This window comes from Gordonia oleivorans (genome assembly GCF_040044975.1).
Classification (GTDB): Bacteria; Actinomycetota; Actinomycetes; order Mycobacteriales; family Mycobacteriaceae; genus Gordonia; species Gordonia oleivorans.
The window spans coordinates 26,989-47,159 of record NZ_JBDZDI010000031.1; the positions used below are offsets into that span (position 1 = coordinate 26,989).

General features: G+C 65.6%; 18 protein-coding genes and 1 pseudogene. 9 read left to right on the forward strand and 10 right to left on the reverse strand.

Annotated features, from left to right (window positions below; genetic code table 11):
• Positions 1–153 precede the first annotated feature (153 nt).
• The 3 genes from ABLE92_RS24915 (at position 154) to ABLE92_RS24925 (ending at position 4,087) form a co-directional block, all read left to right on the forward strand.
• Positions 154–1,086 carry a DoxX family membrane protein gene (locus ABLE92_RS24915; RefSeq protein ID WP_348807497.1) on the forward strand — a complete coding sequence of 311 codons (933 nt, stop codon included), beginning with the start codon at positions 154–156 and terminating at the stop codon, positions 1,084–1,086.
• Positions 1,087–1,328: 242 nt separating this feature from the next.
• The gene (locus ABLE92_RS24920; protein WP_348807498.1) at positions 1,329–1,793 is read left to right on the forward strand and encodes a hypothetical protein; all 465 of its coding nucleotides are present in this window, start codon (positions 1,329–1,331) and stop codon (positions 1,791–1,793) included.
• Positions 1,790–4,087 (forward strand): HelD family protein, encoded by a 2,298-nt coding sequence (locus ABLE92_RS24925; RefSeq protein ID WP_348807499.1) that lies wholly within the window; start codon positions 1,790–1,792, stop codon positions 4,085–4,087. The genes ABLE92_RS24920 and ABLE92_RS24925 overlap by 4 nt, the downstream gene beginning before the upstream one ends.
• A gap of 29 nt (positions 4,088–4,116) precedes the next feature.
• On the opposite strand, the gene ABLE92_RS24930 is transcribed toward ABLE92_RS24925, so the two are convergent.
• Positions 4,117–4,560 carry a universal stress protein gene (locus tag ABLE92_RS24930; RefSeq protein ID WP_348807500.1) on the reverse strand — a complete coding sequence of 148 codons (444 nt, stop codon included), beginning with the start codon at positions 4,558–4,560 and terminating at the stop codon, positions 4,117–4,119.
• A 127-nt stretch (positions 4,561–4,687) separates the two neighbouring features.
• Positions 4,688–6,844: an excinuclease ABC subunit UvrB gene (uvrB, locus tag ABLE92_RS24935; RefSeq protein ID WP_348807501.1), complete on the reverse strand. Its 2,157-nt coding sequence runs from the start codon at positions 6,842–6,844 to the stop codon at positions 4,688–4,690.
• Between the two features lie 74 nt (positions 6,845–6,918).
• On the opposite strand from uvrB, the gene ABLE92_RS24940 reads away from it, so the two are divergent.
• Positions 6,919–7,455: a ribonuclease FAU-1 family protein gene (locus ABLE92_RS24940; RefSeq protein ID WP_348807502.1), complete on the forward strand. Its 537-nt coding sequence runs from the start codon at positions 6,919–6,921 to the stop codon at positions 7,453–7,455.
• Complete coding sequence (locus ABLE92_RS24945) at positions 7,452–7,940, forward strand: Rv1443c family protein (protein WP_348807503.1); 489 nt, start codon at positions 7,452–7,454, stop codon at positions 7,938–7,940. The genes ABLE92_RS24940 and ABLE92_RS24945 overlap by 4 nt, the downstream gene beginning before the upstream one ends.
• Positions 7,941–7,964: 24 nt before the next feature.
• Here ABLE92_RS24945 and coaE read toward each other — a convergent pair whose 3' ends face one another.
• Positions 7,965–8,873 (reverse strand): dephospho-CoA kinase, encoded by a 909-nt coding sequence (gene coaE, locus ABLE92_RS24950; protein WP_348807504.1) that lies wholly within the window; start codon positions 8,871–8,873, stop codon positions 7,965–7,967.
• A 197-nt stretch (positions 8,874–9,070) separates the two neighbouring features.
• Here coaE and ABLE92_RS24955 point away from each other — a divergent pair, with 197 nt between their 5' ends.
• Positions 9,071–9,235, forward strand: a complete 165-nt coding sequence (locus tag ABLE92_RS24955; RefSeq protein WP_348807505.1) for a hypothetical protein — start codon at positions 9,071–9,073, stop codon at positions 9,233–9,235.
• Positions 9,236–9,307: 72 nt separating this feature from the next.
• Here ABLE92_RS24955 and aztD read toward each other — a convergent pair whose 3' ends face one another.
• Positions 9,308–10,537: a zinc metallochaperone AztD gene (gene aztD, locus ABLE92_RS24960; protein WP_348807506.1), complete on the reverse strand. Its 1,230-nt coding sequence runs from the start codon at positions 10,535–10,537 to the stop codon at positions 9,308–9,310.
• A gap of 124 nt (positions 10,538–10,661) precedes the next feature.
• Positions 10,662–12,137, reverse strand: a complete 1,476-nt coding sequence (gene rpsA, locus ABLE92_RS24965; protein WP_348807507.1) for a 30S ribosomal protein S1 — start codon at positions 12,135–12,137, stop codon at positions 10,662–10,664.
• A 201-nt stretch (positions 12,138–12,338) separates the two neighbouring features.
• On the opposite strand from rpsA, the gene ABLE92_RS24970 reads away from it, so the two are divergent.
• The 3 genes from ABLE92_RS24970 (at position 12,339) to ABLE92_RS24980 (ending at position 14,966) form a co-directional block, all read left to right on the forward strand.
• Positions 12,339–12,899, forward strand: coding sequence for a 2'-5' RNA ligase family protein (locus ABLE92_RS24970; RefSeq protein ID WP_348807508.1), 561 nt, complete (start codon positions 12,339–12,341; stop codon positions 12,897–12,899).
• A 78-nt stretch (positions 12,900–12,977) separates the two neighbouring features.
• Entirely contained in the window at positions 12,978–14,087 is a 1,110-nt protein-coding gene (locus ABLE92_RS24975) for a class I SAM-dependent methyltransferase (RefSeq protein WP_348807509.1), read from the forward strand.
• A gap of 33 nt (positions 14,088–14,120) precedes the next feature.
• Positions 14,121–14,966 (forward strand): class I SAM-dependent methyltransferase, encoded by an 846-nt coding sequence (locus tag ABLE92_RS24980; protein ID WP_348807510.1) that lies wholly within the window; start codon positions 14,121–14,123, stop codon positions 14,964–14,966.
• A gap of 13 nt (positions 14,967–14,979) precedes the next feature.
• On the opposite strand, the gene ABLE92_RS24985 is transcribed toward ABLE92_RS24980, so the two are convergent.
• From ABLE92_RS24985 to ABLE92_RS25005, 5 genes and pseudogenes are all read right to left on the reverse strand, one after another.
• Positions 14,980–16,338 (reverse strand): branched-chain amino acid ABC transporter substrate-binding protein, encoded by a 1,359-nt coding sequence (locus tag ABLE92_RS24985; protein ID WP_348807511.1) that lies wholly within the window; start codon positions 16,336–16,338, stop codon positions 14,980–14,982.
• Positions 16,339–16,782: 444 nt separating this feature from the next.
• Positions 16,783–17,379, reverse strand: a pseudogene (locus ABLE92_RS26235) (serine/threonine-protein kinase); the annotation flags it as partial.
• A gap of 194 nt (positions 17,380–17,573) precedes the next feature.
• Entirely contained in the window at positions 17,574–18,356 is a 783-nt protein-coding gene (locus ABLE92_RS24995; RefSeq protein ID WP_348807513.1) for an amino acid ABC transporter ATP-binding protein, read from the reverse strand.
• Complete coding sequence (locus tag ABLE92_RS25000; protein ID WP_348807514.1) at positions 18,343–19,308, reverse strand: amino acid ABC transporter permease; 966 nt, start codon at positions 19,306–19,308, stop codon at positions 18,343–18,345. Before ABLE92_RS25000 ends, ABLE92_RS24995 begins: the two co-directional genes overlap by 14 nt.
• A 4-nt stretch (positions 19,309–19,312) precedes the next feature.
• A complete protein-coding gene (locus tag ABLE92_RS25005; protein WP_348807515.1) occupies positions 19,313–20,098 on the reverse strand; it encodes an ABC transporter substrate-binding protein in 786 nt (261 codons plus the stop codon).
• Between the last annotated feature and the right edge of the window lie 73 nt (positions 20,099–20,171).

Sequence of the window (20,171 nt, forward strand, 5' to 3'; positions counted from 1 at the left end):
GACGCGGCGGGGCGACCACACGAACCACCGGACCGCGCACCGACGGGTAGCCTCGATAAGGCGCCGGATCGACATCGTCCACTCCAACAGCCGGGTGTCCGAGTGCCGCGGTTCCGGTTCCACCAGCAGACCGAACGAAGGGCAGTATCACCGATGATTCTTCGCCGTATCGCACGTCCCATGCTCGCCACCGTCTTCTTCGCCTCGGGTATCGACGCCGTGCGCAAACCGGCCGGACGCGCCGAGATGGCCGGCGACTTCATCGAGAGTTCGCTCAACGCACTGCCGCCCAACGTCTCCGCCACTCTCCCCAGTGATCCGGCGACGCTCGTCCGGATCAACGGCGCCATCCAGGTGGGTGGCGCCGCACTGCTGGCCACCGGAAAGTTCCCTCGTGTGGCCGCCATCGCGCTCGCAGGTTCGCTGGTACCGACGACGTTCGCGGGTCACCCGTTCTGGCAGGAAACCGATCCCGCCAAGCGGGCCGCGCAACGCACCCAGTTCTTCAAGAACATCAGCCTGACCGGTGGCCTGCTGATCGCCGCCGCCGACACCGAGGGCAAGCCGTCGCTGGCCTGGCGCGGCAAGCGCAAGGCCAATGCGGCCGGCGCCGCCGTGAGCGCAGCTCTGCCGTTCGGCGCCAAAGCCGGTACCTCGGCCTGGGATTCGTTCGTCGAACGCACACACGACGGCGCCACCGCTCTCGGTGAGAAGTCCGAGAACGTGGCCGAGAAGGTGCGTGATCGCGCGCCGGAACTCGCCGAGGTCGCCCGCGAGCGATCGGTGGAGTTCGCCGACCTGCTCCGTGACCGCGCACCGGAGCTGGCCGAGCTGGCGCGCGAGCGATCGACCGAGTGGGCGGAGCTGATCAGCGAACGCGCACCCGAACTGGCCGAAGCCGCCCGCGACCGATCGACCGAGTGGGCCGAGCTCATCAGCGAACGCTCCGCCGAGGTTGCCGATCGGCTCGGCGAGAAGGCACCGGAGTTGGCCGAATCGGCGCGGTCCCTGGCCGCCACCGCTCAGGAGAAGGCTCAGGAGACGGCCGACGCCGGTCGTCGGCGCTGGCGGAAGGCCGCGTCCTGACGCTGCACGACACCCGGCCCGCCCCGGTCACCCCGTCCGACTTCGCCCCCCACCTGTATCCGTGGTGCGAGGACGGTGCCGTCTCCGGGGTCGGTGATCGTCGATCGCCGATCCCGGGGACAGCGATGGTCGTGGCCGTCGGGTCGAACGCGTCACCCGCAGTACTGTCCCGGAAGTTCGCTCGGGCCGGCCTCGACCCGACCGGTCTGAGTCGTCGCATTCTCCCGGTGCGGATCGAGGGAATGACGGTCTCTCATTCGGCGCATGTCGCCCGGGGCGGGTATATTCCCGCGACGCCCTATCGCAGTGCCGGCGGCGGCGTCGATACCTCGGCGGCCTGGCTGACCGCATCCGAACTGGCCGCCCTCGACCAGACCGAACCCAACTATCAACGAATGACAGTGAATTCCCACAGCTTTCCCCTCTACGTCGCGTCGGAACCGCTGACGCTTTCGTTCCACATCTACGTGTCCCGGCACGGCGTTCTCGGCTCCTCGCCCGACACCCCGATTCCGTTCGGGCCCCAGCGCAGCGTGCTGGCCTGGTTGTCCGACCGACTCGGTGCGCCATGGTTGGCCGGCCCTGCCGCCGACGTGTGCGACGTGCTCGGCAATCCGACGCGGGCAGCGAGTATCACGGACCAGATGCGCACGCGCGGACTCCGTTTCCCCGCGGGCGTGAGCGGCCACGGAGTGCCGTCGCGGTGAGTACGTCGTCTTCCATCCAGACCGGCGACGACGCGCACACCGTGGAGGAGCAGGCACATCTCGACCTCGTCTACGCCCGCCTCGACCGCATGCGGGCCAACACCGAGCGTCGCCTCTCGGCAACGTTGCGCGAGTCCGACGGCACACCGCAGGCTGCGTCCGAACGCGAATCCTACGAGCGCATGTACGTCGACGACCTGGCCAAATTCGATGCGGCCGAACACAATCTGTACTTCGGCAGATTGGATCTCGACGATGGGGAGACCCGCCGGATCGGTCGGATCGGCGTCCTCGACGACGACGCCGCCGACACCACCCTGCTGTTGGACTGGCGCGCCCCACTGTCCCGACCGTTCTATCTCGCGACACCCGCGGCACCCGAGGATGTGGCCCGCCGCAGGCACATTCGCACGCGCAATCGCCGGGTCCGCGCGGTCAACGACGAGGTGCTGACCGCAGGTGAGGCGATCGCCGACGACTTCGGACACGGCGATGTGGTCAACGAGTCGGCGCTCGTCGCAGCCATGAACACCGCCCGGACCGGCGAGATGACCGACATCGTGGAGACGATCCAACGTGAACAGGATCTGATCATCCGGTCCACGCATCGCGGCGTGACCGTGATCCAGGGCGGGCCGGGTACCGGCAAGACCGCCGTCGCGCTGCACCGAGCCGCCTACCTGCTCTACACCCACCGTGAGATCCTCTCCCGCAGCGGCATTCTCATCGTCGGCCCGAACAACGACTTCCTCGACTACATCGGACAGGTGCTGCCGTCGCTCGGTGAATCGGGTGTCCTGCTGGCCACCATCGGCGAGCTGTTCCCCGGCGTGCACGCCACCGCCGACGAACCCCGCACAACGCGTGAGGTCAAGGGCAGACTCGGCATGATCGACGTCCTGAAACGGGCGGTTCGAGCTCGGGAGTCGTTGCCCCGCACACCGATTCCCGTGTTCTTCGACGGCTATCGGATCGAGGTCGACGCCGACCTCATCAAGGCCGCACGCGGCAAGGCGAGGTCGTCGCGCCGCGCACACAATCAAGCGCAGTCGGTGTTCCTGCGCACCGCGCTCAACGGACTCGCCGAACGACATGCCCGGGCCATCGGTTCGAGTCTGCTCGACGGATCGCAACTCCTCAGCGCCGGCGACATCGCCGACATCCGCACCGACATGTCCCGAGATCCCGACATCCGCGCCGTGTTGCTCGAATTCTGGCCGACGCTGACGCCCCAGGATGTGCTGCGAGACCTGTTCGCCGACACGAATTCTCTGCGAAAGTGCACTCCGGGATGGTCGGACGCCGACCGCGCGACGCTGTATCGGGCGGCTGCCGCCGACGACTCGACGCTCACACCCGCCGACGTGCCGCTGCTCGACGAACTCGCCGAACTGATCGGCTACGGAACCGCGGAGGCCGAGGCGGAGGAGCGCGCCCACTGGCGTCGGCAACTCGCCGAGGCGCAGGACGCGCTCGACATCCTGACCGGTTCGGCCCCACAGGACCTCGAGGATGAACTCGATCCCGAGATCCTGATGGCCTACGACCTCATCGACGCCGAGCAGCTCGCCGCCCGTCAGACCCAGACCAACCGGGCGACCACCGCCGAACGCGCATACGGCGACCGCACCTGGACCTTCGGTCACGTGATCGTCGACGAGGCGCAGGAACTCTCGGCGATGGCGTGGCGAATGGTGATGCGCCGCATCCCGAATCGGTGGATGACCATCATCGGCGATACCGCCCAGACCGGCGATCTCGCCGGTACCACCTCGTGGGACGAGGTGTTGACACCCTATGTCGCAAAGCGTTGGCAGTTGCGCGAACTCACCGTCAACTACCGGACCCCGGCCGAGATCATGACCTATGCCGCCCGGGTACTGCGGCACGTGAACCCGGAGATGTCGGCGCCGACATCACTGCGCTCCAACGGAATTGCGCCGACCGCCGTGCCCATCGACGCCGATCATCTGGTCGCGGCCGTTGTGGCGACGGCCACGCGGGCCGACCTGACCGGCCTGACCGGCATCGTCGTACCCGATACCCTCAGCGTCGCTGTCGCCGACGCTCTCGCCGATCGTCCCGAGGCGGACAGGCCTCGAGTGCACACCGTCACCACCTGCAAAGGCCTCGAGTTCGACACCACCGTGGTCGTCGAGCCCGGCGAGCTGATCGCTCAGTCCCCCCGGGGGCACAGTGACCTCTATGTGGCGCTCACCCGCAGCACGCAACGGCTCATCGTGGTGCATGCCGGTGAGCTACCCGAGGAACTGTCGGATCTGCCCACCGAGTGAGTTCTCGGCGGGCAGATCGTCCGCGCGCCCTATGTGGTGTGAACGATCAGGACGTCGGAGGTGGACTTACGGGCGGCGTCGGCCGGGACCGATCCCAGCAGTCGACCGGCGATGGAGTTCAGTCCGCGGTTCCCGACCACCAGTAGATCGGCCTGGACATCGGTGACCAGCTGAAGCAATGCGTCTACCGGTGCTCCCTTGACCGCACGCTGGATGACCTGCGTGGCACCGGCAGAGGTGGCGCGCTCCTTGGCGCGGCGCAAGATCTCCTCGGTCGGCGACGATCCGGTCACCTGGTACGCCTCATCCTTGAGGACGTCGGCGACTTCACCCGCGGACCGCTCGTTCGGGAAATACGCGCATGCGATCACCAGCTTGGCGTTCGCACCTGCAATGGCCCCCGCACGATCGACCGCGGCCATCGACGACTCAGAGCCATCGGTTCCGACGACAACCGTGGTATACGCGCTCATCCCTACCTCCACCTCGTGTTCGGCACCGCCCGTATGGGCGAGCACATGCATCCCCCACACTCTAGGGAGCCCTGGATCAGCAGGCTAGTGTGACGCCCGGTGTTTTGTCCCGCGATCGCGGCAGCAGTCACGAGATCCCGGCCGCATCCATTCCGCGGAGCTCCTTTTTCAGGTCCGCGATCTCGTCGCGCAGTCGACCCGCGAGCTCGAACTGCAAATCGCGGGCGGCGGACATCATCTGCTCGGTCAGCTGCGCCACCAGATCGGCCAGTTCGGCACGTGGCATCGACGAGACGTCGCGCTTCTCGATCACCCCGGCGCTCGCCGCCTTGGACACCTCACCCTGGGCACGTCGTCCGCGGCTGGCACTGCGCCCCGATCCGACCACGCCCGCCGAGGTGTCCTCGGCCTCCCGGTACACCTGATCGAGGATGTCGGCGATCTTCTTGCGCAACGGTTTCGGATCGATTCCGTGCTCGGTGTTGTAGGCGACCTGCTTTTCGCGGCGACGTTCGGTCTCGTCGATGGCATTGCGCATCGAGTCGGTGATCTTGTCGGCGTACATGTGCACCTCACCGGACACATTGCGCGCGGCGCGGCCGATGGTCTGGATCAGCGACGTCGTCGACCGCAGGAAGCCTTCCTTGTCCGCGTCGAGGATCGCCACCAGCGACACCTCGGGCAGATCGAGCCCCTCTCGCAGCAGATTGATACCGACGAGCACGTCGAAATCACCGGATCGTAGCTGCCGAAGCAATTCGACACGCCGCAATGTGTCGACCTCGGAGTGCAGGTATCGAACGCGGATGCCGAGTTCGAGGAGGTAATCGGTGAGATCCTCGGCCATCTTCTTGGTCAGGGTGGTCACCAGTACCCGCTCGTCGCGTTCGGTCCGTTCGCGGATCTCGTGGACGAGGTCGTCGATCTGCCCCTTGGTGGGTTTCACGACGATCTCCGGATCGACCAGGCCGGTCGGGCGGATCACCTGCTCGACGAACTCGCCGTTGGACTGCCCGAGTTCGTACGGTCCGGGCGTCGCCGACAGGTAGACGGTTTGACCGATACGGTCGACGAACTCATCCCAGGTGAGCGGGCGGTTGTCGACCGCCGACGGCAGCCGGAAGCCGTATTCGACGAGGTTGCGTTTGCGCGACATGTCGCCCTCGTACATACCGCCGATCTGCGGGACGGTCACGTGCGACTCGTCGATGACCAGCAGGAAGTCCTCCGGGAAGTAGTCGATCAGCGTCGCCGGCGCGCTGCCGGCCGGTCGGCCGTCGATGTGGCGCGAGTAGTTCTCGATCCCCGAGCAGAAACCGACCTGACGCATCATCTCCAGGTCGTAGGTGGTGCGCATACGCAGCCGTTGCGCCTCGAGCAGCTTGCCCTTGCCCTCCAGGTCGGACAGGCGTGACTCGAGTTCCTCTTCGATACTCGTCATCGCCTTCTCCATCCGGTCCGGGCCGGCGACGTAGTGCGTCGCGGGAAAGATCCGCAGCGAATCAACCTGTCGCACAACGTCTCCGGTCAACGGATGCAGGTAGTACAGCGCCTCGACCTCGTCGCCGAAGAACTCGATGCGCACGGCGAGCTCCTCGTAGGAGGGAATGATTTCGACCGTGTCACCGCGGACGCGGAAGGTGCCGCGACTGAAGGCGACGTCGTTGCGGGCGTACTGCACGTCGACGAGCAGCCGCAGCAGTGCGTCGCGGTCGACCTCGTCGCCGACGTTCACCTCGACGGAACGGTCGAGGTAGGACTGCGGGGTGCCCAGACCGTAGATGCACGACACCGATGCGACCACGACGACGTCCCGCCGGGACAGCAGATTGGACGTCGCCGAGTGACGAAGCCGCTCCACGTCGTCGTTGATCGACGAGTCCTTCTCGATGTAGGTGTCGGTCTGCGCGATGTATGCCTCGGGTTGGTAGTAGTCGTAGTACGAGACGAAATACTCGACCGCGTTGTTCGGTAGCATCTCCCGCAGTTCGTTGGCCAGTTGCGCGGCGAGGGTCTTGTTGGGCGCCATCACCAGGGTGGGTCGCTGCACCCGCTCGATGAGCCACGCCGTGGTCGCCGATTTGCCGGTTCCGGTGGCGCCGAGCAGGACGATGTCCTTCTCCCCTGCCGTGATGCGTTTCTCCAGGTCATCGATGGCCGCCGGCTGGTCACCCGCAGGCTCGTACTCACTGACCACCGTGAAGTGGCCCTCGGTCCGCTCGACCTCACCGATCGGGCGGTACTCCGAGTGCGCGATCACCGGACGTTCTGCTGCAAAGGCCATGACACCAGGGTAAACGCGACCTATGACATCGATGTTCCGCGCTGTCGGCGCAGGCGGGCCGTAAGGTCTCAGACATGCCCACAGAGGTCGACGTGCACCCACCGAAACGCGAGATCTTCGATGTCGCAGCGATGACGAACACCGACAACAAGGGGTTCGTCCGACGGGTCGACGCGTACCGGCCCACCGACGTGGGTCTGTACATGGCCCGTCCCACCCCCGGCCATCCCCGATTCTCCTACCTCGAATCCTGGCTGCTTCCGACTCTGGGCCTGCGCGCAAACATCTTCCATTTCGACGAGGGGTTTCGTGATGGCCAACGCCTCTACCTCGACGTCGGCCGGTTCGGCGGCCCGGACGACGCCGGTTGCTGGCACGCCGAGGACTGGTATCTCGATCTCGTCGACGTGCCGGGCACACCGTTGCACCTCGTCGACGTCGACGAGGTGTTCGCCGCGCACGACGCCGGATTGCTCCCACTCGCCGATGCCGTTACCGCGGTCGACATTGCGACGCGCGCACTGGTGGGCGCCGCCGACCACGGACACGACGTCCAGGCGTGGCTCGACGATGTGACCGGGACGCGGATGACGTGGCGGGATCGGCCATGACGGCGCCACAGCGGGTGACCCGACGCACGGTGATCGCCGCTGCGCCCGACCGCGTGTGGGAACGTGTCGCGAGTATGGACGGCATCAACGCCGAACTGATGCCCTACCTGCGGATGGTCCTGCCGCGGCGGCACCGCGGGAAGACGATCGCCGACGTCGAACCCGGTGTGCGGATCGGAAAGGTCTGGCTTCTCTACGGTGGTTTCTTACCCCTGGACTACGACGACCTGACCATCGCCGAACTCCGGCCGGGGATCGGATTTCGGGAACGCTCATCGATGCTCACGATGACGTCGTGGCGGCACGATCGCACACTCACGCCGATCTCACCGTCCTCTCCCGACTCACCGGAGGCCACGGAGGTACTCGACGAGGTCGCGTTTCTTCCGCGCCTGCCACTGCGTCCGCTGTCGCCGGTGTTGCGGTGGTTCGTCGGCCATCTGTTCCGGCACCGGCACGCGCGTCTGTCCGCACACTTCGCCTGACGCGTTCGGCGACCTCGGGATCCGCTATCCCTCGGCGACCAGCACCCGTGCGGGCCTGCCGGGGTCCGACGACGCATATGTATCCGGTGCGGTGCGGGCAAATCCCCCCGGCGGGAGGAGGGACTCGAGTTCCGCCGCCGCCGCGGCGTCACGTGCGGAGATGGTGAGTTCCGTGGGTGCATCGTCGGTTGCCGGGGCGCTCACCACGACGGCCGTCGCCTTGTCCCCACAGATCGCCCACAACCGGTTGGTGATGCGAGCGCCGAGCGAATCGGGATTCGGTTCGGCCGCAATCAGTCTCGGATCCGGCTCGGCAGCACGCCGGTGGCGCACATTGGCCTCGAACGGAACCAGACGCTGATCCCACAACGCCGCCGACGCGCCCGCCAGGTCGCCGGGGGTGCCGGAGTTGTCCAACCAGACATCGGCCACCGCGCGACGCTGCTCGTCGGTTGCCTGCGCGGCGATGCGTGCGCGGGCATCGGCCTCGGGAAGGCCTCGCTGGGTGGTCAGCCGGTGAATCCGCAGCTCTTCGTCGGCGCCGACGATGATGACCAGATGAAAGAACGGCGCCCCATGGTTCTCCACCAGTAGCGGGATGTCCTGGATGACGATGGCGTCGTCGGGGGCGGCCTCGAGCAGTTCCTGGGTGCGCGCCCCGATGAGCGGGTGCGTGATGGAGTTGAGCGTGGTGCGGCTCTCATCGTCGACGAATGCCTTGGCCGCCAACGCGGCTCGGTCAAGGGTGCCGTCGTCGGCGAGAATGCCCTCGCCGAACGCCTCGACGAGGGCCGCGAGGCCGGGAGTCCCCGGCTCGACGACCTCTCGGGCGATCTTGTCCGCGTCGATGTGGTAGCCACCCCGCTCGATCAGGGTGGTGGCGACGGTCGATTTGCCGGCGCCGATGCCGCCGGTCAGCCCTACTCGGATCACGACTCCCAGTGTGGCAAACGGCCACGAAGTACCGGTCACGCGACCCGCGGGTGAAGATCGTCACACGTTGAGACATACTCGGACCAGCGTCTCTTCGAGGGGGTGCCACGACACGGGGCCGACGGGCGAAGGAGGAGCGAGACCATGTCGTGCTGCATCGTGGTTGCCGTACTGCTCGGCGTCGCGTCCCTCGGTTCATGCCACATGAACCGAGGGACGCGACGACGGCGGTTCGCACCGACGGCATCGCGGAGCGGACCCGACGACTATCGATCCCGATGTCCTCGCGCGCGGACGCCACGGCATTGCTCGATGTGGATCTGCGGAACCTCACCGACGTGCACGTCCGCCCGGTCATGTGACCGACCGCCTCCGGAACCCGGCGCCACTCTCGGCTCCACCCGGCCGTGAGAATCGCGATCCGTCCTGCCGCCTCAGCCGGTGACGCCGGTCAACTCGATGGTCGTCTGCGGCAACTGTGCCTGATCCTTCCGCTTCCCGTCGGCGAGATCGAACGCGGTGATCGTCTTCGCGCTCGGGTCGCTGACATACGCCACCCCGTTCTGCACAACCATATTCGGCATCGGTGACTGCCATTCATCGGGTTCAGTCCATGCACCGATCGCCGGAACGGACCTGATCTCGGCACCGGTGTTCACGTCGAAGACGTGGATCGCGCCGTCGGTGCCGAGGAGAACCGCCTCTCCGTTGGGGCCCCGTTCCAGCGACCGGAAGCTATAGCTGGTGCTGATCGGCACGATCCGGATCGTGCCGTTGCGGGTGTCGGTCAGCGAGAACTGTTGTGGGCGCTCGAGTTCGGCGTCTTGCTCCTTCTTGTAGTCGCCGAACGAGATCGGCGACGATTCGTCACCGGCCTGGTTGCCGATGCGGCCGTACCCATCGGGGCTCTGTACCTTCTGAATCTCGTTGCCGCGCACGATCAGGATGCCGTCCTCGCAGCCGAAGGTCAGTACTCCGTCGGCGGCTCCGGATTCGCCGTGGATGCCGGGGCATTGGTCGTTACGGGCGATCTCCCGACGATCACCATCCAGAATGGCGATCCCGCTGCGCTCGTCCTCGTTGCCGACCGACACGACGAGCGTGTCGTCTGCACGCGCCACCGCAACACCGTGGTGGGGTTCGGGCACGGTATGGCTCGTCGATTCGGCTCTCCCCTCGGCGAGCGCATCGGGATCGACGATGTCGACTTCGCCGGTGCCGTCGGAGAACAACGTGATTCGCCCGTCGTGCGGCACCACGTGGCCTGGCTTTGTGCCGCCGAATCGCATGTCCGTCATGACCGGCGTTGCTGTGTAGGAGTGTCCGTGGTCGCCATGGGATTCCGTCCAGGTACCCATGTCCAGCACCTGGAATCCGTCGCTCGTGGACACGAACACGTTGCGGCCGTTGCCGGCCGAGTTGAGTCGGGTGAAGCCCTCGACCGGGATGTCGGCGACCTGGTCGAGCGAGTTCGCGTCGAGGATCAACACACCCCCGTCATACGACAGCGCGAGTCGCGGTGTCGCACTTTCCTGTTCAGTGGCCACTGGCGCCGCGGACGAGGCACCCCCGGAGGAGGAGTCCGTTCCGCAGGCGGCCAGCGCGAACGAGGCGACCGATGCCAGGGCGATGATCTTGGTCGGATTTGTCAGTTTTGCATACACAACGGACAGTCAACCCGTTAATGAAAATTATTGTCAAAAGACAATGTGTCCGATGTCCCGGGAAGACAGAACTCCCCGGCCCATACCGGGCCGGGGAGTTCAGTTGACTTACGTCAGGGCACGATCAGGCGTTGCCCGACAGCTTCTCGCGAAGCGCGGCGAGCTGCTCGTCGCTGGCCAGTGAACCACCGGCCGACGACGAGGACGAGGACGACGACGAGGTCGACGCGCTACGGCTCTCCGATGCCGACGAGTAGTCCGACGGGGCCTTCTCGGCCTCGGCCGCAGCAGCGGCGAACTTCTCGATCTGGGCGGTGTGCATCTTGTGGCGACGCTCGGCCTCGGCGTACCGGGCCTCCCATGCCTCACGCTGCTTCTCGAAGCCTTCGAGCCATTCGTTGGTCTCGGCGTCGAAGCCCTCGGGGAAGATGTAGTTGCCCTGCTCGTCGTAGCTGTCGGCCATGCCGTACTTCGACGGGTCGAACTCCTCGGTGTAATCCTCGTTGGCCTGCTTGAGGCTCAGCGAGATCCGGCGACGCTCGAGGTCGATGTCGATGACCTTGACCATCGCGTCGTCGCCGACGGCGACAACCTGGTCCGGGACCTCGACGTGGCGCTCGGCCAGCTCGGAGATGTGCACCAGGCCCTCGATGCCCTCGTCGACGCGGACGAATGCACCGAACGGCACCAGCTTGGTGACCTTGCCCGGAACGATCTGACCGATCGCGTGGGTACGGGCGAACTGACGCCACGGATCTTCCTGAGTCGCCTTGAGCGACAACGAGACCCGCTCACGGTCGAGATCGACGTCGAGAACCTCGACGGTGACCTCGTCACCGACGGTGACAACCTCGGACGGATGATCGATGTGCTTCCAGGACAGCTCGGAGACGTGCACCAGACCGTCGACGCCGCCGAGATCGACGAACGCACCGAAGTTGACGATCGAGGACACGACGCCCTTGCGGACCTGGCCCTTCTGCAGCTGGTGCAGGAACTCGCTGCGAACCTCGGACTGGGTCTGCTCGAGCCACGCACGACGCGAGAGCACCACGTTGTTGCGGTTCTTGTCGAGCTCGATGATCTTGGCCTCGATCTCCTTGCCGATGTACGGCTGCAGATCGCGCACGCGACGCATCTCCACCAGCGATGCCGGGAGGAAGCCACGCAGGCCGATGTCGAGGATCAGGCCGCCCTTGACGACCTCGATGACGGTGCCCTTGACGGCCTCGTCCTTCTCCTTGAGCTCCTCGATCGTGCCCCAGGCGCGCTCGTACTGTGCGCGCTTCTTGGACAGGATCAGCCGACCCTCTTTGTCTTCCTTGGTCAGAACCAGGGCCTCGACCTCGTCGCCGACGTTGACGACCTCATTGGGGTCGACGTCGTGCTTGATCGAGAGTTCGCGTGAGGGGATCACGCCTTCGGTCTTGTAACCGATGTCGAGCAGAACCTCGTCGCGGTCGACCTTGACGATGGTGCCTTCGACGATGTCGCCATCGTTGAAGTACTTGATCGTGGAGTCGATGGCGGCGAGAAAGTCCTCAGCCGAGCCGATGTCGTTGACGGCTACTTGCGGCGAGGTGATGGTGGAGGACGGCATATTGGTGAGTTGCTCCGGACAGGTATGTAGTAGGTACAGTTTGTCGTGCTGGGGGGCGTGCCCTGTCTGAGGGCACACGCAACCGCGCGAGATACAGCACACGCGCGTCGATCAGGGTACTCCAGGGGCGTTGTGCTGGGCAAATGCCCTCCGCGACGCCGACGGTCACCGAAGACCTCGGACACGACGAGAGGTGCAACGGTGGCGCACTCGGTGGAATTCCTCCTCGACGACGTCTCTGACCAGCGGATCCGGCGCCAATGGGCCGACCTGGCCGACGCCGGACTACCCAATCAGGCCTCGATCCGGTCGTCGACCAATCGCCCGCACATCACCGCCATCGCCGCCGGTCACATCGCGTCCGGCATCGACCCGGCCCTGTCCACGGTGGCGATGCGACTGCCGTTTCCGGTGTCGCTCGGCGGCATCGTGGTCTTCGGCGACGGGCACCGACGCGTCATCGCCCGCCTGGTGGTGCCGACGACGGAACTGCTGTCGGCGCACTCGGCGATCGTTCGGCTCGGTGCCGAGTACGCGACGTCGGACGGGCATGAGTCTGCTCTGTTCGAGCATTGCCGGCCGGGCCGCTGGACGCCGCACGTGACACTGGCCCGTCGCGTCGAGGTGGACGCGGTACCGGAGGTCCTGCGTGTTCTCGGCGCGGCCGCGGCGCCGCCGGACGCACCGGCCACGATCACCGCGCTGCGCCGCTGGGATCCCGACACGGTCTCCGAGCACATCGTCGGCGGTCGGGCCTGCTGAGTCGATCTGCTCCTGCGAGTCGTATATCGATCGGACAAAACGGTCGACTATCGGTGGCGGCAAGCGGACTCTGGGACCATGACCGACCCCAGTCCCCTCGATGCGCCCACCGCTGACAACCTCGCGATGGCCGACGCCGACTCCGTCGCCGAACGACTCTTCGCCGATGCCCTGCACGTCTCGGAGTTCATGAGCGTGTACATCGGGGAACGGATGGGCTGGTACGCCGAGCTTGCCAACCACGGCCCGACGACCTCGGACGATCTGGCACGACGTACCGGCACTGATCCGCGTTACGCCCGCGAGTGGCTGGAGATGCAGGCCGCCTACGCGCTGGTGAGCGTCGGCCTCGAGACCACGCCGCCGCGATTCGCCCTGTCACCGGGCGCTGCGGAGGTCCTGCTCGACCGACACAGTCTCGCCTATCTCGGGGAACTGCCCCGGATCTTCGCTGCCGCCTTCGGCCGCCTCCCCGAACTCCTCGACGCCTACCGCGGCGGTGGCGGCGTCAGCTGGCATCGGTTCGGCGTCGACGCACGGGAGTGCCAGTCGGCGCTGAACCGTCCCTGGTTCGAGCGCGCGCTGGCGCCGGCGTTGGCGTCGGTCCCCGAGGTGGACCGGCGGCTGCGCCGCCCGGGTGCCCGCGTCGCCGACATCGGATGCGGTTTCGGGTGGTCGACGATCGCGCTGGCGACCGCCTACCCGGAGGCCACCCTCGTCGGCCTCGACATCGACGAGAAATCGGTGGACGCGGCCCGCGGCAATGCCGACGAGGCCGGTGTGGCCGCACGGGTTCGCTTCGAACTCGCCGACGCCGCGACCCTCGCCGACGCCGAGCCGTTCGATCTGGCGTTTGCCTTCGAGTGCGTCCACGACATGCCGCGTCCGGTGGATGTCCTCCGCGCGGTGCGCGAGGCACTCGCGCCCGGCGGTTCGATGATCGTCATGGACGAGGCCGTCTCCCCCGCGTTCGCCGGGCCGGCCTCCGAGGTCGACCGCCTGATGTACGGCTTCTCGCTGTTCATCTGCCTGCCGGACGGCATGTCGTCGACGCCGTCGGCGGCCACCGGCACGGTGATGCGACCCGAGACGCTGCGCACCTACGCGGTGGAGGCCGGATTCGGCGACATGGCAGTCCTGCCGATCGATGACTTCTCGTTGTTCCGCTTCTACGAGTTGATTGCATAACCGTCCGGGACGGGCCCGCTCTACACTCGCTGCGTGAACTCTCCTGATCCGTCGACGCCCGATTCACCGCACCAACCGCGGGTCCTCGGCGACATCGGTTCGGCGGTCAGCGAGCGGGCCAACCGCTCGTGGTGGGATCTGGAAAGCCGTGAGTATCACCGCGAGCACGGGGATTTCCTCGGTGCCGACGTCGCCGGCGGCGACTTCGTGTGGTGTCCGGAGAATCTGCGCGAGGCCGATGCGCACCTCCTCGGCGACGTTCGGGGACGCACCATCCTGGAAGTGGGATGCGGTTCGGCGCCGTGCTCGCGATGGCTCGCGACCCGCGGCGCACAGGTCGTGGCCACCGATCTGTCCCGCGGCATGCTCGGCTACGGCATCGCCGCGATGGAACTATTCGGCGAGCAACGGGTGCCGCTGGTTCAGGCCAACGCCGAATCGCTGCCCTTTGCCGACACCTCGTTCGACATCGCCTTCTCCTCGTTCGGGGCCGTCCCCTTCGTCGCCGACTCCGCGACCGTGATGGCCGAGGTCGCCCGCATCCTCATTCCCGGTGGGCGGTGGGTCTTTTCGATCAATCACCCGATGCGCTGGATGTTCCCCGACGACCCCGGCCCGGACGGTCTGACCGTGGCCATCCCCTACTTCAACCGGACGCCGTACTCGGAGGTCGACGCAGACGGCACGATCACCTATGTCGAGCATCATCGGACGATCGGTGATCGAGTCCGCGAGATCCGTTCGGCTGGAATGATTCTCGACGACATCGTGGAACCCGAGTGGCCCGACGACCTGGAACGCGAATGGGGACAGTGGAGTCCGTTGCGCGGCAGCTACTTTCCGGGTACAGCGATCTTCTGCTGCACGAAGCCCGACTGATCCCGGTCACACCTCACCTGATCTGGTAAATCCACGCGGTGGGCTGCGATAACGCACCGGTGCCCAACCATTCGTAATCGCGGGCCATCCCGGCGCCGTGAAAGTTGCGCAGAAAGTTCACCATCCTCGCGCGGTCACGAACCCCGGAATCGATCGCCTTGAGCATGATGGCCGTCAGATCGTAGCTCTCGGCGGCGAAGAAGTGCGGTTCCCGCCCATATCGCTCCCGGTAGTCACTGACGAATGCGGGTGCGGCCGGGCCACATTCACAGGTGAGGCGTACCCCCGATCCCTGCGGTCCGGTGATGGCGAAGAACGATCGGTTCACCACTCCGTCGCCGCCGGCGTAGATCGGCGCCGCCAGGCCCGCGGAGCGTAGTTGATCGACGAATGGCGCCGCCTCGTCGGTCACTCCGAGGTAGAAGACGGCGTCTGGTGCCTGACTCTTGACCTGCTGCACCTGCTGTGGAAACTGTTCACTACCCACCGGCACGGTGATCACACAGGAGTTGTCGGCCGCGGCACCGAGGTTCGATGCGAACATCCGCGCCGCGGCGGCGGTGTACGCGTCGTCGTCACTGACCACACATACGCGGCGGTACCCCTCGCCCCGGAGATAGAGGGCGATTGCCCGGTTGAGGACCCCCTCGTACGCGGCGCCCATGAAGAAGTTGCCCCAGTTCTGCTCGAGGAGCACGCTTCTCGTTGCCGACGGGCTCGCAAATGCAAGCCCCACCGGCGCAAGTACAGGGCCCGTCGCCGCAGACTCTGCAGATGACCACGGGCCGATCAGGCCGATGATCGACGGATCGGCGGCGGCGGTCTGAGCCACCCGGGCAGCGGTGTCGGCCGATGCCTGCGTGTCGAACTGGGCGATGCCCACCTGGCATTCGGGGTTCGCCGAGTTATGCGCATCGATCGCCATCCGAACACTGTTCGGCAGGGTACTGGCGGTTTCGGCGCGGGCCCCGCTCAACGGCGCCATGAGCGCCAGTTTCGTCGATGAGCCGCAGACCGCCTTCCCATCGCCCGCCGGGTCCAGCGTGGAGTCAGAGGCGTTGTGCGCCACCGGCACCCCGTCCAACGACACCTGGATGATCTCGGACACACGTGTTGGTTCGACGGGTGCGGCATTCGCGCCGGCGATCGAGTCAGCGGACGACTCGCCGTCGGGCCACAGGACCAGCCCCGCCACCACCGCAGCGACCACGAGAAGGACCAGTACCGGGACGCCGATCATCATGACTCGCCGACGCCTCGCCCGACGTGCGTCGGTGGGGCGACCCGATTCGCCGGACACCGCTCCGCTCGCCGGATTCGGCGGCCCGAACGGGGAATTGGCGAACGGGGAATTGCCCCTCGGGTCGATCATTCCAGGATTCGAGAGTGGTGACATGCCAGGGTTCGAGATCGGCGGCATGCCAGGGTTCGAGATCGGCGGCGCCACCCGGGGAGCGGTTACGGGGCGACTACTCGGAGCGGGCCGCGAGACAATCTGAGTTGCCGACGTCGCTTCTGAGGCCATCGGCGCAACCGCGGCGACTCCGATCTGCCGTACGACCGTCGTCGCGTCACGGACGCTCGGGTTCAGTCGGGCGAGGCCGGTTCGGATGTCGTCGGCGAATTCACCACATGACGCGTAGCGGTCTGGCGGCCGCTTCGCCATCGCCCTGGCCAATGCAGCGTCGAGAGGCGCAAAATCGGCAATCACATCGCTCAATCGCGGCGGCGGCGAGTTCCAGTGCGCAGCCATGATGGCCCCGGGATGTTCCCCGGCAAATGGGGGGTGTCCGGCCAAGAGCTCGAAAACCGTGCATCCCAACGCGTATTGATCAGAGCGGCCGGAGGCTGAACTCCCGTCGAGGATTTCCGGTGCGGCGTAGTGCAGGGTGCCGATAAAGGCGGCTGTCGCTGTCAAGTGGGCGCTGGAGGTGATGAGGCGGGCGATACCGAAATCGAGCAGCGTCACCTGCTCGATCGCGGTGCCCGGACCGTCGCGGGTGATCATGATGTTGCCCGGCTTGACGTCGCGGTGAACGACATCTCGCTGGTGCGCGTAGTCCAACGCCGACGCGGTGGCCGTGACTATCGTGCCGATGTCGCCTGGACGCAGCGGCTGATGACGTGAAAGATCCTCCCCTGCAATATATTCCATGGTGAACCAGGGAACCTGGTCGGTAACCCCGTAGTGATAGATGGTGACGATGCTGGGATGTTTGAGAGATGCTGCCGTTTGCGCCTCGCGGGTGAACCGCTGCTGGAAAGACTCATCGCCACGCGCAGATATGAGTTTCAGTGCCTCCAACCGGCCCAGGTGGGGATGTTCGACAAGGTAGACGTCCCCCATCCCGCCCGACCCCAGCGCACGCACGACCCGATAGCCTGCGAATTCAGCACCCGTTTCGAGTGGCATGATCTACCTCCGTGTGGACGCGCCAGGCGCAGAAAAGCGACGATCAGCGCGATCAACACGGTAGCGAAGAGTCATGAACAATGGTGGCGGTTCACCCTCATTTACCACCAAAGAATGTACTGCACATAGTTATTCAAACGAAGGAACAGGGCTTCCCGGCCACTCTTCCCCGGTTATGGAAATCAACCCATTTCTTATAACAGCTTCGACAGGAAACCCTTTGTCCGTTCATGCTGTGGATTTCCGAGAACCTCACGCGGAACACCCTTTTCGACGACGACGCCACCGTCCATGAAGACGAGTTGATCGGCAACCTCACGGGCGAAACCCATCTCGTGGGTGACCACAACCATCGTCATCCCCGATGCCGCGAGTTCACGCATCACCCCGAGCACCTCGCCTACCAGTTCGGGATCGAGCGCCGAGGTGGGCTCGTCGAAGAGCATCAGTTTCGGGTCCATTGCGAGCGCCCGTGCGATCGCCACACGTTGCTGCTGGCCACCGGACAGTTGCGCCGGGTAGGTGTCGGCCTTGTCCGCCAACCCCACTCGGTCGAGCAAGTCCTTGGCCCGCGCGATGGCCTTGTCCTTGGCCTGCTTCTTGACCTGCGTCGGCGCCTCGATCACGTTCTCCAGCGCCGTCCGGTGCGGGAACAGGTTGAAGTGCTGGAACACCATGCCGATGTCCCGGCGCTGTTTGGCCGCGTCCTTCGGGCTCATCTCGTAGAGTTTGTCGCCACGCTCCCGATAGCCGATGAGGTCACCGTCGACGTACAGGCGTCCGGCGTTGACCACCTCGAGGTGATTGACGCAGCGCAGGAAGGTCGACTTGCCCGAACCGGACGGGCCGATCAGGCAGAGGACCTCGCCCTTCGCGACCTCCAGAGTGATGCCCTTGAGCACCTGGAGAGTCCCAAAACTCTTGCACACGCGGTCCGCCAGCACCATGGGCTGCGTCTTCACGTCACCGACGCTCATCGCTCTCCTCATCGACGACGACCTTGTTCTGCGCTGCCGCCATTGCCTTCAACTGCCGGGCCGTGAGTTGCCTCGAGGCACCTCTCGCGTAGTAACGCTCGAGATAGAACTGGCCGACCATCAAAATGCTGGTGACCGCGAGATACCAGCTCGAGGCGACCAGCAGGAGTGGAATCGGCTCGAAATTCACACCCGAAATATCGTGCGCGACGCCGTAGAGCTCGAGGCTGAACGGAACGGCGGTCACCAGGCTGGTGGTCTTCAGCATGCTGATGACCTCGTTGCCGGTCGGCGGGATGATGACCCGCATGGCCTGAGGGAGCACCGTGCGCCGCATCGTCTGGGTCCACGACATCCCCAGCGCCACCGAGGCCTCGGTCTGCCCCTCGCCCACCGAGGAGATACCGGCGCGCACGATCTCTGCCATGTAGGCGGATTCGTTGAGCGCCAGACCGATCATCGCGAAGGTGAACGCCGCGTTGAGTGACTGGATGTCGAAGTGAACGAACTGATAGACGAACGGGATTCCGAGATCGATCTGTTTGTACAGCGACGGGAAGAGCCCCCAGAACACCAACTGCACGTACACCGGCGTGCCGCGGAAGATCCAGAGATATACCCAGGACACCGACCGCAGAACAAGGTTCGGCGACAGTCTCATGACCGCCAGCAACACGCCGAGCACGATGGCGATCACCATCGACAGCACGGTCAACGCGAGGGTGTATCCGACACCTTCGAGGATGCGGGTGTCGAAGAGGTACTTCGCGTAGGTGCTCCATCCGTAGGCACTGTTGGTCGCGGCGCCGTAGACGAACAAGAACAGCAGGACGAGGACGATCGCCGCGGCTACCCACTGCCCCGGATGCTTGAGGGGTACCGCCTTGATCGGTGCGGGTCCTGACGAATCGTCAGAACCCACACCGATCGGACCGGTTGCCGGTGAGCTCACCCGGTCAGCTCGTTGCGCCGTTGATGACCGCGGTCGGGATGGCTCCGGCCTGCACGCCCCAATGCTCGGTGATGGTCTTGTACTGGCCGTTGTCGATCAGGTACTGAACGGCCTTCTGGACGGCCTGCGCCAGCTGCGATCCCTTGGCGATCGGATATCCGTACGGCGCCGAATCGAACACTTCTCCGGCCGCTTCGATCTTGCCGCCGGCCTGCTTGATCGCATACGCGGTGACCGGCGAGTCCGCCGACATGGCGTCCACTCGACCCAGAACGAGGGCGTTGGTCGCCTCGGACTGATCGGTGAACTTCACCTTCTCGATGGCCGGCTTACCCGCGTCGGTGCAGGCCTTGCTCTTCGCCGGGATCTCATCGGTGTCCTGCACCGTGGTGGCCTGCACGGCAACCTTCTTGCCGCAGGCGTTGTTCGGGTCGATGTTCCCACCGGCCTGCTGCGCCCACTGGGTGCCGGCATTGAAGTAGGTGACGAAGTCGACCTGTTGCTGCCGCTCGAGGTTGTCGGTGAACGAGGACATACCGATGTTGAAGGTACCTGCCTGGATCGACGGAATGATCTTGTCGAAGTCGGCCTCCTTGTAGACCGGGGTGACGCCGAGGACCTTGCTGATGGCGTTCATCAGGTCGACGTCGAAACCGATGATCTGACCGCTGCTGTCCTTGAACTCGTTCGGGGCGTAGGGCACATTCACGCCGACGATCAGCTGTCCGGACTGTGCGATCTCCGTTGTATGCCAATCTGGGTGTGAGTCACTTCCGAGGAGGAGGTTCACAACATGAGTATTAGTGCTGGTTACACGATCGCTGAGATCACAGCCTATGTCCGGGAGTATCTGGAGTTGCCGC

Bases quoted from the DNA above. Each gene is read 5' to 3' on its own strand.
- ABLE92_RS24915 (WP_348807497.1), top strand. From the start codon at position 154: ATGATTCTTCGCCGTATCGCACGTCCCATGCTCGCCACCGTCTTCTTC.
- ABLE92_RS24920 (WP_348807498.1), top strand. From the start codon at position 1,329: ATGACGGTCTCTCATTCGGCGCATGTCGCCCGGGGCGGGTATATTCCC.
- ABLE92_RS24930 (WP_348807500.1), bottom strand. From the start codon at position 4,560: ATGAGCGCGTATACCACGGTTGTCGTCGGAACCGATGGCTCTGAGTCG.
- uvrB (WP_348807501.1), bottom strand. From the start codon at position 6,844: ATGGCCTTTGCAGCAGAACGTCCGGTGATCGCGCACTCGGAGTACCGC.
- ABLE92_RS24940 (WP_348807502.1), top strand. From the start codon at position 6,919: ATGCCCACAGAGGTCGACGTGCACCCACCGAAACGCGAGATCTTCGAT.
- ABLE92_RS24945 (WP_348807503.1), top strand. From the start codon at position 7,452: ATGACGGCGCCACAGCGGGTGACCCGACGCACGGTGATCGCCGCTGCG.
- ABLE92_RS24955 (WP_348807505.1), top strand. From the start codon at position 9,071: ATGCCACATGAACCGAGGGACGCGACGACGGCGGTTCGCACCGACGGC.
- rpsA (WP_348807507.1), bottom strand. From the start codon at position 12,137: ATGCCGTCCTCCACCATCACCTCGCCGCAAGTAGCCGTCAACGACATC.
- ABLE92_RS24975 (WP_348807509.1), top strand. From the start codon at position 12,978: ATGACCGACCCCAGTCCCCTCGATGCGCCCACCGCTGACAACCTCGCG.
- ABLE92_RS24985 (WP_348807511.1), bottom strand. From the start codon at position 16,338: ATGATCGACCCGAGGGGCAATTCCCCGTTCGCCAATTCCCCGTTCGGG.
- ABLE92_RS24995 (WP_348807513.1), bottom strand. From the start codon at position 18,356: ATGAGCGTCGGTGACGTGAAGACGCAGCCCATGGTGCTGGCGGACCGC.